The sequence below is a fragment of the Morganella sp. HSTU-ASny43 genome, from assembly GCF_022819185.1.
Lineage (GTDB): Bacteria > Pseudomonadota > Gammaproteobacteria > Enterobacterales > Enterobacteriaceae > Morganella > Morganella morganii.
Window position 1 is genome coordinate 1 of sequence record NZ_WSPG01000038.1, and the last position, 13,711, is coordinate 13,711.

The window sequence follows — 13,711 nt, forward strand, 5'->3', positions numbered from 1 at the left end:
ATAATAAAAAGGAGGGAATGAATTAAAGAGAATAATGATAACGTCATCAGTGACGGGGAATGAAAGAAGCCGTTTTAAAAGCGATAAGAATAATGATTCTCAGTTATAAAAATCAAATAAAATCATAAAATTGGAGACGTGAAAAAAATATTGTGGCATACTGTGGGCGCTGAATTAATATTCTGATTTAACCTTATTAATTGTAATTCTTTATTTCCTGTTCAGAAAGAACGGCATTAATCCGTTTGCTGAACTATAATGATCACGATCCACAGCATGTATTTGCTTTGTATTAACCACAAAAATAATGTGGAATTAAATTATGTCCAATATACCTGCACAGGCGGATGAAACCGCAGAAAACAGCGCGAATATCAGCCGTGAGATAAAATTCGCGGCCGCGAAAAAAAGTACCTGGGTCAGCGTCTGGGTGAATACCCTGTTGTCTGCATGGCAGATAGTGGCGGGTATTTTCTCGCACTCACAGGGGCTGATTGCTGACGGGGTTCATACTCTGTCTGACCTTATCGCTGATTTTGTGGTGCTGATTGCCAACCGCGGCAGCCGTAAAGCGCCGGATGAGGAACACCCTTACGGCCATTTCCGCTATGAGAACGTGGCGTCGCTGGTTCTGGGCGTGCTGCTGCTGGTTGTCAGCGGCGGGATGCTGTGGACCGCCGGTTCACGGATTATGTCACCGGAAACCATTCCCGAAGTGCACTCGCTGGCGCTGTATGTCGCGCTGCTGGCACTGCTGGCGAAAGAGGGCCTGTTCCGCTATATGCTGCATGTGGCGCGTAAAGTGAAATCCAATATGCTGGAAGCCAATGCCTGGCATGCCCGTTCGGATGCGGCATCATCGCTGGTGGTGGCCATCGGTATTACCGGCAGTCTGATGGGGTATAAAATTCTGGACCCGATCGCAGCGCTGGTGGTCGGGCTGTTTATTCTGCGCATGGGGGTGAAATTTACCCTGCAGTCTCTCCAGGATTTAATGGATCGCGGTGCGGATGAAGAAACCATCGCCAAAATCACGCAGTCTGTGATGGATACCCCGGGGGTGGAAGGGGTTCATGATCTGAAAACCCGTAAGTCCGGCGATTATCTGCTGGTGGATGTCCATATTGAAATTGATGAAAACCTGACGGTTAAAGAAGGGCATGATATCGCTATTGCAGCGGAAATGAATATCCGCCGTGACCCGCAGGTGCTGAGTGTGATGACGCATATTGATCCCGCCCAGTCCGTCCGGGCCGGGCTGACAACCTGATTATTATCTTCTGACAGAATTACCGTGGCGGGGATGAACCTGCCACGGTGATTCTGTTATTAGTTGCACCTGTAGCCGGTTTAATTAGAATAGCGTACATAATTACATTAATGGGCAGAACACTGCAGGTATGATGAAATTCCGGGGATGGGAAAAATGCAGCTTCAGTGACTATGAAGCCTGCTGTGAAAAGTTTGGTTATAATGCGGAAACCTCACCGCACTATATTAAGTTCGCCATGGAGCAGGGCGTTGAACCGGATTTCTACGCTTACACAAAAAAAGGCGTTATTGAAGGTGCTGTCTGCACAGATAACGGCTGGCTGGCAAACGACAATAATAACCCCGCAAACCGCCTGAAGTGGATGTATTTCCCCCGCTACTCCATCCTGCTGCCTTTTAATAAAAATATTAAATGTTTTCTGCCGTTTAAAACCAAATCCCTGAGTACAGAATGCCGTCAGTTTTATAACAGCTCATTTTCGCTGTTTTCCCGGCGTCATGTGGCCGTTTCAAAAGATCTTTCCGCTTTTTCTTCCAAAACCAGAGCTACCCGGAAAAAAGAGATCCGTAAATTTATAGCCGATGGCGGGACATTTGAAAATGTCAGCACTGCCGGGCCGGATTTTTTATTTGAAACCTACTTCAGGTTATATGCCGGCCGGCGGGGGCATGAGGTGGAGAACGATCCGGTTATCCGCGCACTTTTTCATCATTGCTATAATAACTTTTTCGGGGAAATTGCGTTTTTGGACGGTAAAGCAGTGGGTATTCAGTTATTGCTTTCCACACCGTCAAAGCGGGGAACATTTATTGATTTTCTGAACATCGGCTACGATATGAATTTACGCAAATATTCTATCGGCACGATGCTGATGTGGCGCAATCTCTGCCTGACAGCAGAATTGCCCGCACCGGTGACCTATTCTTACGGCATGATGTCCGGGGAGTATAAAGCCCGCTGGTGTGACCCGGTCAGTATTGGTCGTTCCATTACCTTCTGACGGAAAATACAGACGGCTTTACATACCCGTCTGTGTTTTTATAAAGAACTGCGGGAAAGGCGGACAAACCGGCCCTGTTTATCCCGGTGCAGAGAATAGAGCGCTTTTTTATCCCGCACGGATAACCAGATTTCATCCTGTCCCTGATCCTGCGTCCGGTAAAGATAATAACCGGCATTATTCAGGTAATTTTTCAGTGGTGCACAATCCCGTACATCATGAAAAACAACGCTGCTCATTTCAGAAACCGACCCTTCTGCCGGGATATATTCAAACTGATAATTCTCTGAGATCCGCGGCGCATTCCGTATTCCGCTGTCTGTGTACATATAATAGCGGTAAGTGTCGGATTCATGATAAATAATGCGTCCTGTTTCATGAAAAAACAGAAAAAAGCCAAAAAGCAAAACAGGAATACAAAGAAGCGATAGTCTGATTTTTTTCATGTGCTGACCTTTAATACACTGGCGGTATTTTCCCTGAATATCCGTATTCCGGAATAGTGTGCTACAGATCAAACTATATCAGCGATGAATACTATCGTATTTATCTGATAATTATGGAAATTAACATTTATCCGGGAAGGGCGGAAATAGCAGAGACAGCAGATTATCCGTCAGAGATAACCTGCTGTGTACAGACGGGATAATTACTGTTGCTGAGCCTGCGGATTGACGCAATTCTGACTGACATCCCCTTTCAGGGCACGCAGTACATTATCCGCAGCACAGGCAGCCATCGCATAGCGGGTTTCATGGGTGGCGGAGCCGATATGCGGCATCAGTACTACATTATCCAGTGACAGCAGCGGTGAATCCGGCGGCAGCGGCTCCTGTTCAAAAACATCCAGCCCGGCGGCGAGGATCGTTTTATCTTTCAGCGCCTGTGCCAGTGCGGCTTCGTCGATCACGGCACCGCGCCCGATATTGACCAGAATGGCACTGCGTTTCATTTTTTCAAACTGTTCGCGGCCGAATAAATGGCGGGTTTCCGCCGTCAGCGGCAGGGTGATACAGACAAAATCTGACTCTGCCAACAGGGCATTCAGTGAACGGTATTCCGCCTGATACGCTTTTTCGGTTTTTTCATGGCGGGAGCGGGCATTGTAGAGCACTTTCATGCCGAATCCGCAGTGCGCCCGGCGCGCCAGTGCATCACCGATGCGGCCCATGCCGGCAATTCCCATCGTTTTATGGTGGACGTCACAGCCGTACCAGTCCGGCGTGATACTTTCTGTCCACTCGCCGCGTTTCACCCGCTCTGAGCTGATGATCATTTTCCGTGCAGTCGCCAGCACCAGTGCCATCGTGGCATCGGCAACGGTTTCGGTCAGGACATCCGGGGTATGCATCAGCACCACATTCCGTGCACTGAGGGCAGAGACATCAAAATTGTCATAACCGACGGTGATGGTGGAAGCCACCCGCAGTTTCGGGGCCATCGCCAGGAAACGGGCATCAATTTTCCCGCCGGAGCCGAGGATAGCATCCGCTCCGGCCAGCAGCGGTTTTACTGACGGGTCAATGTCCGGATCAATTTCCGCCACGCGGTGAACATCGCACTCAGCGGACAAACGGGTGAGGATATCGTCAGGAATATCGCGGTAAACAAGAACGGATGGTTTCATCATGACCTCTCTGAGTGAAAAACTCACAAAATAATCTCTCTTTGATAGTATGATCATTATCACTATATTAAAAATAAATCTGACACTGCATCCAAAAGGCGTTACCCCATGATAAAAATGCAAAAAAGCCACTGGCTGTCCGGCTTTCAGTGGTATTTCTTTATTTTCTGCAATACGGTACTGATCCCGCCGACACTGCAATCTGCGTTTCATCTTTCTGACGCCGCCACACTGACTATCACACAATACAGTTTTATCGCCACCGCGCTCGGCAGCCTGGTGCAGGTGTTTACCGGCCACCAGCGTGCGATTATGGAAGGGCCGACCGGCCTGTGGTGGGCTACCATTCTGGGGATCGCTGTGGCGGAAGCCTCTTTCGGGACTTCTGCGGGTGTGACCGGCGCAAACCTTGCTATCGGGATTGCCTGTGCGGGACTTATCACGCTGGTGATTGGCTTTACCGGCGCAGGAGCCCGTATCGCCCGGATTTTTAACCCGGCGGTGATGGCAGTGTTTATGTTTATGATAGGCGCGCAGCTGGTCTCCATTTTCCTGAAAGGGATGCTGGGACTGCCGTTCGGTATCATGCCGCCGGATGCCACCGTGAATTACCCGGTTTTTTTCCTGGCGCTGGTAACGCTGATCCTGGTGCTGGGCGTGATTGTGTATGCCCCGGTGTCCGTGGCCAAATATGCGCTGCTGATTGGCGTGTTGCTGGGCTGGGGAGCTTACGTGCTGCTGTTTTCCCCGCCGGGACGGGATGTGGCATCCGCATCATGGGAATTTCTGCCGCTCGGCAGCACTGACGGGTTTGAATTCCGCTGGGGCGTGATTATTACCTGTATCCTGACCGGGCTTCTGAATATCAGTAATACCTTCGGTGCCATCCGTTCGACGGATGTGTTTTACATGGATAAATTACAGGAAAATAACGTCCTGTTCCGGCGCAGTTTTATTGTCACCGGCTCGGTAACGCTGCTGACCGCGCCGCTGGCGGTGGTGCCGTTTGCACCGTTTGTCTCCTCGGTGGGATTAATCACCCAGACCAATGACAGCAGCCGGACATCCCTGGTGGTCGGCAGTGTGCTGTTTCTGCTGATGGGGCTGATCCCGCCGGTGACACTTTTCTTCAGCGGATTGCCGCTCGCCATCGGCAGTGCCGTGATGCTGGCAACTTACCTGCCGTTGATGTTTTCCTCGCTGGCTTTCGTGGATAAAATTTCCCTGAATGCCCGTAATATTTACCGGCTGGCGATCCCGCTGTTTGTCGGTATTTTCCTGATCAATCCGCCTGCCGTTTTTATCAGCGACCTGCCGGTGCTGCTGCGCCCGATGCTGGGGAACGGCATGCTGGTGGCAATTTTGCTGGCGGTGTTGTCAGAAAGCCTGGTGCGCTGGGATAAGGTAAAGTAGGGCAATACTGCGGCATTTTTCCGGATGCGCGGGAAACTGTGATAGACTTTGTGTCTGTTCCGGCTCCGGAAAATGCACTGACAAAAGGATATTTATGACGCACAAACTCTGGCTGGCAACCGCACTGCTCCCGATTTTGCTCAGCGGTTGTGCCGCGCCTCTGCCACCGGCGCAGACGCAGGAAAACTGCCCGGATTTCACCGGTGTTTATCAGCTGCCGCTGCAGGGGGAATCACAGAGTATTGCCCTGACATTGCTGGATAAATCCACTAATCAGTATGGTGTGGGCGTGAAGGACAAAAACGGCGTTGATCATTTCACCTCACGTCCGTATCAGGGCGATATGGTGCGGATGGATAAAAAAGAGATGAACGGCCAACTGGCATGCAGTGTGATGATTGACCAGGTGGGGCTGATTAAGCAGGTTGAAAAAGGTGGCCCGATGCCGGGCTTCCCGGGGATTGCCCGCAACGATGATATTAAAATGGCCACCGGCTATGCGTTGTTTATTTTCAGCCCGCAGGGAATCGATTTTATTAATCTGATCAAAACTTCCGACACAGTACCGATGGAGTTGCAGCCGCCGCGTTACTGAGCTGGTTTTAATGTAAAAGGGGGGTAACCGGCAGAGAAATGAAAAGCATGCGAGCCATGGATGGCGAGCCTGAGCGTACAGGGACCGTATTTACAGCGACTTTTCATTTTTGCCGGTTACCACCGGAGTCACCGGACTATCAGAAATAATATACCCCGGTCTGTCAGGGGATTCTCTGAGCACAATAAAAAAGCCACCGTCCGGTGGCTTTTCAGTATCTGCAGGATAATCAGATATTATCGACGGATTCTTCGCCGCGTGCCAGTGCGGTTTGCGCGGTCGGGGCATCGGCGATTTTCCGCTCTTCTGCGGTCAGGGTTTTCTCATAACGGCTGTATTTCCACCAGGCGTAGCCCAGGAAAATCAGGATCCCGCTGACGTTATAGAACAGAATGGTCGCAATGTTGGCACCGGTCGGGAAGGTGGAGGCCAGGAAGCCGATAGTGAAAATTACAATCAGCAGGGAGACCACCGCAATCCCCGTGGTGCGTGAACCCATGCGGAAGTCACGCGGGATATGATCCAGTTTGCGGCGCAGATTCAGGTACGCCAGCATGATAAACAGCGGCGGCAGCATTGATGCAGCGGCAGTCATGTTGATGACGGTGTTCATCAGATCCTGAACGGTATCGGAACCGAGGGTCGGGATAAACATCAGCGGGATCACAATCAGGAACTGGATCCAGGCGGCACGTGCCGGAACGCCGTGTTTGTTCAGCTCGACTGTTTTGGCACCAAAGACACCTTTCGGGATCTCCGCGAAGAAGATTTTAACCGGTGCCGCGGTCCACATCAGCAGGGAGCCGAACATGGCGGTGAAAGAGACCACGCCGACAAAGCGGTTCATCAGGATCTCCGGCAGACCGAAATAGGTGGATAACCCTTCAAAGACCTGTACCGAGCCGCCGGTAAACTTCAGTGCTTCACGCGGTACAAACACGTTGATCACCACGGAGGAGACGGAATAGAGCAGACCGATGAATAATCCGGCAATAATAATCACCTTCACGAATGCTTTACTGCCGCCTTTGACGTCATTGACATACACGGCAACAGATTCCGCACCTCCGGCCGCCATAAAGATCCACGCGGTGATCCCGAGGAATGCCCAGTTAAAGTTCGGCGTCATGGCTTCCACGGTAATCGGATCCGCAGGCTGAATTCCCCCCACCAGCGCAACACCGGCCAGCGCGATATACGAGAAGGTCAGCAGCAGCATCATCGAGGAAGTAACAGAGGTCATCGGCCCCAGCAGTTTTGCCCCGTTGGTGGACACATAGGTGGAGAAGGCAAACAGCACGGTACTGAGCAGTGCGGTGGTGACCGGCGTGAAGATATACTCATAGCCGAGGAAGGCGTAAGAGGCATAGGCGATAACACGCGGCAGCAGCGAGGTGAAGAAAAACAGGTTCACAAACCAGTAGGTATAAGCAGCGAGGAAAGCCCAGCGGCCGCCGAGGGCACTGCGCACCCAGGCGTAAACACCGGCTTCGGAGTTTTTATTCAGGGAGACGAACTCCGCGATAATCAGACAGAACGGAATAAAATAGAAAATCGTGGCGATAAAGAACATCGGTGCGGAAGCCAGTCCGAGCTCGATATTATTATTAATGACGTTGTTAAAACTGTATACAGCGGCAAAGGTCATGGACAGCAGTCCGAACTTGCCGATGGTATTACGCGCGGATGTGGACATAGCGTTCTCCGTGGGTCTATTTATTCAGGAAATAACCGTCTTCAATGGTCACGGTAAGCACCACTTTGCGGACATCGCCTGAGCAGGTGAACCGGTATGCCTCGTGATTTTCACACACCAGCACATTGCCGGCTTTACAGAGCAGGGTTTCCCCTTTGCCGCGCAGGTTTTCGCGGTCAGTTTCATCACTGTAAGCATTCACCGGGGTCAGGGCGGATTTGTCGGCATACTCCACGTTTTCCTCCCCCTCCAGCCAGTAATGCACCTGAAAATAGCGGCGTTTACCGAGGAAATCCGGCTGTGGCTCTGCTTTAGTCTGAAGGCGGTATATCAGTGAATCACCGACAGAATAGGTCACATCAGGATGAATAGACGGGAGGTTATTGATGGCCTCAATACAACGCTGCCATTTTTTGCCCTGACGGAAAAAACGCTGAAAATCCGTTAAATCAGTAAACAGGATCATGCCCGGCCTCCTGAGTGTGTTTCGCCTGAAAAATGGAGTGTTGCCAGTGTTTCCGCACGGCAGTCGCCTTCGGTAAACGGCAGCAGTGTGAATCCAAAACGGAACGGCCGGAAATAGACACGGTAACTGTCGAGGACTTCACTGCCCCAGGAGTTAGAGCCCAGCCCGGTCAGGGCGTGATCAAGGTTCAGAGTGATATGGCCGTCCGGCTGCCATTCATGCTGATGTTGGGCACGGTGGAGTTCTTCCCCGCGGCATGGCCAGCAGCTGAAATTGATTGGCTGATCAGGACGCACAAACAGGCCGCTGCCGTGATTGTCTGTCAGTGCCAGCCAGCGGGTGTCCTGATGGTTGCCGTTGTTCTGCGGGAACGGGTAATTAACGAACAGGTCACTGACCGGTGACTGATAACGGCCGATAAGATTGGCTTTGCAGCTGTCCGCGTAGTTCTCGCCCGGCCCGCGTCCGTAGTACTCCGCGTGGTCAAAACGGGCATCGATCCCCATATCCATGCCGATGCACGGGATCACATGCGGATAATCGCCGTACGGCTCACCACTGAGGGTCACCGCAACATGGCCGTCCGGCGCAATGGTGTAGCGGTAAGTACAGCGCATGCCGAAATCAAACACCGGCGGTGCAACCACAGAGTTCACGGTGACAATCACATGGCCGTTTTCCTGTGCCGTTTCCATGCCACGGAAATGTTCCTGCATGATTTGCAGGTGTGCCGGATGCCATAAACCTTCATATTCCTGTTTATGGTTATCAATCATCGGTTTAAAGAAACGCATCCGTGGTGCGGCAGCAAGCAGGGATTGCCCTCTGTTTTCCCAGCGGATTAATTTACCGTCAGTGTTTGAGAAGGTGAGGGTGAAATCACAACCGCGAATATGCATTTCCAGGCGCTCGTCACAGACCGTCAGCGGCGTGGCATCATGGCGGATAAACGGCAGTACCGGCGCGGATGCCGCCGCCAGCGGGAACTGATAAACCGCGATTTCATGTCCGGCAGCACTGTAGCGGGTGGCATTCAGACGGGTAACGATGATATTGACAAACATTTCGCGGCCATCGGCAGCCGGTAAGTTCAGGGCAACACGGGCGCTTTCACGGGGGGCGAGTTCAGGCAGTGATAAAATTTCACTGTGAATAATATCGCCGTCAGCGCTATATTCCGCACGGATCTGACACTCTGCCAGCGTACTGAACCAGAAGCGGTTTTCAATGGTGATTTCGCCGTTGTTCGCATCAAAATCACGTACTTTCACCGGTGCGATAACTTGCTTGTACTCTTTCAGTCCGGCGGACGGGGTTTGATCCGGGAAAATCAGGCCATCCATGCAGAAGTTATAGTTGTTCGGGTAATCGCCGTAGTCACCGCCGTATTTATAGAACGGACGACCCTGTTCATCCTGTGCCAGAATGCCGTGGTCACACCATTCCCAGACAAAATGTCCCTGAATGGCGTCATGACGGTCAAACACTGCCTGATATTCACTCAGTCCGCCCGGCCCGTTGCCCATGGCGTGGGCATATTCACAGATAATGCGCGGTTTCGGGTGCGGATATTCACCGAATTCATTCATCATCTGCACGCGGGAATACATGGTGCTGATGATATCCACCACATCCGCATCACGATCTTCTTCATAGTGGATCAGACGGGTGTCATCAATGGCTTTTGCGGCATCATACATGGCACGGATATTACAGCCGTAACCGGATTCATTACCGAGCGACCACATAATCACGGACGGATGGTTTTTCTGTGCATGCACCTGGCGGCGGATGCGGTCGACATACACCGGCTCCCAGGACGGATCATCGGTGATCTGACTGAGATTACCGACGTTGGCAAAACCGTGGGTTTCCACATCGGTTTCCGCCATCACAAACAGGCCGTAAATATCGCACAGCTCATAAAAGCGCGGATCGTTCGGGTAGTGCGCGGTACGGACAGCATTGATATTGTGCTGTTTCATCAGCCGCAGATCCTGCTCCATCCGGCGGATGCCGACAGCACGGCCTTTGTGTTCATCATTATCGTGGCGGTTGACGCCGTGTAATTTCACATAATGATTATTGATATAAAACAGGCCGTTGCGGACTTTTATATCGCGGAATCCCACCCGCTGCGGGATCACACTGAGCAGATTACCGTTGCTGTCCGACAGGCGGATCAGCAGGTGATACAGATACGGATCTTCCGCACTCCAGCAGCGCGGGGAAGCGACATCTGCGGTGAATGTAATGGTATGATCGTCAGCAGTCAGCGCTTTTTTCTGTGAAAAACAGACGGTGCTGCCATCATATAAAACGGCCTCAATCTGCATCCCTTCTGCAGAACCGGCAATTTCCGCAGAGGCGGTCAGCAGGGCGCTGCGGTAATCCGGCGTAAAATCGGTGCGGACAGTCAGATCACGGACATGTACCGGCGGCTGTGCAATCAGATACACATCGCGGAAAATCCCCGCCATCCACCACATATCCTGGTCTTCAATATAGGTACTGTCCGCCCACTGCATGACGCGGACAGATAACAGGTTTTCCCCGGCGCTGACAAATTCGGTGATATCAAATTCAGCGGTCAGGCGGCTGCCTTTGCTGAACCCGGCATAGTGGCCGTTCACATAGACTTCAAAATAGGTTTCAACGCCGTCAAATTTAATAATGACCTGTTGTTGTGACCAGTTTTCATCCAGCGTAAACGTGCGCTGATAGGCACCGGTCGGGTTATCTGACGGAACAAACGGCACATCAATCGGGAACGGCCAGCCCTCATCGGTATACTGGAGCTGTCCGTGGCCTTCCATCTGCCACATATTCGGGACAGTGATGGATGACCATTCTGTCATTGGCGTGTGATAAAACGCCTCCGGCACACGCAGCGGATGATCAAAATAGCGGAACTGCCATTGCCCGCTGAGCAGTTTAAAGCCCTGACTCAGCTCACGCTGATAAGTGCGTGCGGCGGTGTCGTTATCATAGGCAAAGAAATGGGCACGCGGCGGCAGGCGGTTTTCATGCAGCAGGGTGTAGTTTTCCCAGTTATTCACAGAAGCTCCTTCTTTATAGTCAGCAATCACTGCGGGCTATCGGATGAGATCAATCATTAACGGGATATTAGTAAAAGTTTTACTAAAAACTATAGAGTAAAACTAAGATGTTTAACTTGATCACATAATCCGTACAACAGCGGCACAATCTTGTGAGCTGAAACGCTAAATTGTGTAAAAGGCAGTCATCTTTGCAGAAGGTAAATTTTACTGAAAGAAAAACGGCTGCCTTTCCGGCAGCCGTCAGAATCTTACGGAGGGGGTATTACTTCGTGGTGCCGCGCAGAATAAGGCGGGAGGCGGCAAAGACCTGAAGCGGCTCCTGCCGCTCATCACGCAGACGTTCAAACAGCAGATTCACGCCCTGGCTGCCCATCACCTCAGAGTGGATGCGGACGGTCGACAGTGACGGAATGGTAAACTTGGCGGTCGGGATATCATTGACACTGATAAGAGCGATATCCTCCGGGATAGCGATATGCTGTTCATGCAGGGCGCGCAGCACGCCGATAGCAATGGAGTCAGAAGCGACAAACAGGGCCTTCGGGTAGCTCTCTCCGGCCAGCATCTGTTTTGCCAGAGCATAACCGGACGCGCTGGAGAAATCCCCGCGATAGATATCTTCCCCGCGCACCACACCGCGCAGTGAGCCGTATTCAGTAAACGCGACTTCGCGGATATCCGCCGCCGGGGAATCCTGCCCGCCGATAAAACCTATCCGGTCATAACCTTGTGCAATAAAGAAATCAGTTACGGATTGCGCAATGTACGCGAGGTCAATATCCACCGCGTCATAATCACTCTGGCGATCGCTGAAATCGACAAAGCAGACGGCAGAGCAGAGTGCCTGTACTTCTGTCAGTACCGCGCGGGCACCGTGTCCGATCAGCAGCACGCCGTCCGGGCGGGAGACCGTCTCCGGCAGATTGTTTTCATAAGCGTGCGTCAGCTCAATACCCAGCCGTTCGCTCTGTAACTCAATGCCGTGGCGGATGGAGAGATAATAAGGATCATTAATTTCCGCTGTTTTCGGATAGCTGTAAACCGCCAGGAAATGCAGCCGCTGTGCCTGACGTTTGCCCGTGGTGTGACGGCGCTGCGCGGAAACGGTGTATTCCAGTTTCTCGGCGATTTCCAGGATACGCAGCTTGGTTTCTTCTTTCACACTGAGTGTCGGGTCGTCATTCAGCACCCGCGACACGGTCGCGAGTGAGACACCGGCTTGCCGGGCGATATCTTTTAGCGTGGCCATTTTTTTGTTCTTTCTCCTCCGGCCGGGAACTGCGGCAGGGCAACAGGCGTAATTCAGGCAGTGACAGCTACTTATAGTAACACAGAAACTTTTAGTAAAAACCATTCAGTGCATCAGTGTAAACGTTTACACAAATCAGATCAGTATCACAGACTCAAAAACTATTCATGGTTAGAATCTTCCCCGTCCTCACGTTATACTTTGGTTTTCTCTGAATACATTACAAAGCCTGAGAGGTATATGTGGAAATTCTTGTCACCGGCGGTATGGGCTATATCGGCAGCCATACCTGCGTACAGCTGATGAATGCAGGCATGACACCGGTTATTGTGGATAATCTGTGTAATGCCAATGCCAAAGTTCTGGCGCGGATCACTGCAATTACCGGAAAAGAACCTGTTTTTTATCAGGGGGATATCCGTGATGAAGCCTTTCTTGACAGCGTATTTGCCAAACACCGTATTGATGCGGTGATTCACTTTGCGGGCCTGAAAGCCGTGGGTGAATCCGTGGAAAAACCGGTTGAATATTATGATAACAATATCAACGGCACGCTGGTTCTGCTGCGCAGCATGAAGCGGGCGCAGGTGAAACGGATTATTTTCAGCTCTTCCGCCACTGTTTACGGCGATCCGGCCAGTGTGCCGATCACCGAAGAATCCGCTATCGGTAACACCACAAACCCTTACGGCACCAGTAAATACATGGTTGAGCGCATTCTGAATGATGTGCTGATCGCAGATAATGACTGGTCTGTATCACTGCTGCGTTATTTCAACCCGGTCGGGGCGCATCCGACAGGCACGATGGGTGAGGATCCTAAAGGTATCCCGAATAACCTGACGCCATATATCACTCAGGTTGCTATCGGCCGCCGTGAAAAAGTCAGTATCTATGGAAACGATTACCCTACACCTGACGGTACCGGGGTGCGTGATTACATCCATGTGATGGATCTGGCGGACGGCCATGTTGCGGCACTGAAAACCGTGGCACAGTCCTCCGGGCTGCATATCTATAACCTGGGCACCGGCAAAGGCACCAGTGTGCTGGAAATGATTGCGGCGTTCAGTAAAGCGGCCGGTAAACCGATCCCGTATGCTGTCTGTGACCGCCGTCCGGGGGATATCGCTGAGTGCTGGTCCAGCCCGGATAAAGCGGCCCGTGATATGCAGTGGCGTGCCGTCCGCACTGTTGATGATATGGCGCAGGATGCCTGGCGCTGGCAGCAGCAGAACCCGGAAGGTTACGCAGACTGACGAAAGACGAAAACCGGTAACGCCTGAGGACAATCATCGCTAACCCGTTTCATCGTCAGAGAGAATTGTGT

Annotated in this window: 11 protein-coding genes; 5 read left to right on the forward strand and 6 right to left on the reverse strand. The window is 51.7% G+C overall.

Translation table 11 applies throughout. The features are described 5' to 3' along the window. Positions 1 to 322 precede the first annotated feature (322 nt). Positions 323 to 1,270 (forward strand): cation diffusion facilitator family transporter, encoded by a 948-nt coding sequence (locus tag GN208_RS16175; protein WP_004238584.1) that lies wholly within the window; start codon positions 323 to 325, stop codon positions 1,268 to 1,270. 130 nt (positions 1,271 to 1,400) lie between these two features. Then, entirely contained in the window at positions 1,401 to 2,273 is an 873-nt protein-coding gene (locus tag GN208_RS16180) for a GNAT family N-acetyltransferase (protein WP_004238585.1), read from the forward strand. Positions 2,274 to 2,311: 38 nt separating this feature from the next. On the opposite strand, the gene GN208_RS16185 is transcribed toward GN208_RS16180, so the two are convergent. Both GN208_RS16185 and ghrB read right to left on the reverse strand, forming a co-directional pair. Beyond that, positions 2,312 to 2,512: a hypothetical protein gene (locus tag GN208_RS16185; RefSeq protein ID WP_125460927.1), complete on the reverse strand. Its 201-nt coding sequence runs from the start codon at positions 2,510 to 2,512 to the stop codon at positions 2,312 to 2,314. A 410-nt stretch (positions 2,513 to 2,922) separates the two neighbouring features. Then, on the reverse strand, positions 2,923 to 3,900 hold the full coding sequence (gene ghrB / locus GN208_RS16190) for a glyoxylate/hydroxypyruvate reductase GhrB (RefSeq protein WP_015422905.1): 978 nt from the start codon (positions 3,898 to 3,900) through the stop codon (positions 2,923 to 2,925). Between the two features lie 108 nt (positions 3,901 to 4,008). Between ghrB and GN208_RS16195 the strand changes: the two genes are divergently transcribed. Continuing rightward, positions 4,009 to 5,313, forward strand: a complete 1,305-nt coding sequence (locus GN208_RS16195) for a uracil/xanthine transporter (protein WP_004238591.1) — start codon at positions 4,009 to 4,011, stop codon at positions 5,311 to 5,313. A gap of 94 nt (positions 5,314 to 5,407) precedes the next feature. Beyond that, on the forward strand, positions 5,408 to 5,908 hold the full coding sequence (locus GN208_RS16200) for a hypothetical protein (protein WP_004238593.1): 501 nt from the start codon (positions 5,408 to 5,410) through the stop codon (positions 5,906 to 5,908). 229 nt (positions 5,909 to 6,137) lie between these two features. Here GN208_RS16200 and GN208_RS16205 read toward each other — a convergent pair whose 3' ends face one another. The 4 genes from GN208_RS16205 to ebgR all read right to left on the reverse strand — a co-directional run bounded on the left by GN208_RS16205 (position 6,138) and on the right by ebgR (position 12,381). Then, positions 6,138 to 7,604: an amino acid permease gene (locus GN208_RS16205; protein WP_004238594.1), complete on the reverse strand. Its 1,467-nt coding sequence runs from the start codon at positions 7,602 to 7,604 to the stop codon at positions 6,138 to 6,140. A gap of 16 nt (positions 7,605 to 7,620) precedes the next feature. Further along, positions 7,621 to 8,070: a beta-galactosidase subunit beta gene (locus GN208_RS16210; RefSeq protein ID WP_004904305.1), complete on the reverse strand. Its 450-nt coding sequence runs from the start codon at positions 8,068 to 8,070 to the stop codon at positions 7,621 to 7,623. Continuing rightward, on the reverse strand, positions 8,067 to 11,129 hold the full coding sequence (gene ebgA, locus GN208_RS16215; protein WP_015422904.1) for a beta-galactosidase subunit alpha: 3,063 nt from the start codon (positions 11,127 to 11,129) through the stop codon (positions 8,067 to 8,069). Before ebgA ends, GN208_RS16210 begins: the two co-directional genes overlap by 4 nt. Positions 11,130 to 11,394: 265 nt before the next feature. After that, entirely contained in the window at positions 11,395 to 12,381 is a 987-nt protein-coding gene (gene ebgR / locus GN208_RS16220; RefSeq protein WP_004904309.1) for a transcriptional regulator EbgR, read from the reverse strand. 242 nt (positions 12,382 to 12,623) lie between these two features. Between ebgR and galE the strand changes: the two genes are divergently transcribed. After that, positions 12,624 to 13,640, forward strand: a complete 1,017-nt coding sequence (gene galE, locus GN208_RS16225) for a UDP-glucose 4-epimerase GalE (protein WP_004242315.1) — start codon at positions 12,624 to 12,626, stop codon at positions 13,638 to 13,640. Positions 13,641 to 13,711 lie beyond the last annotated feature (71 nt).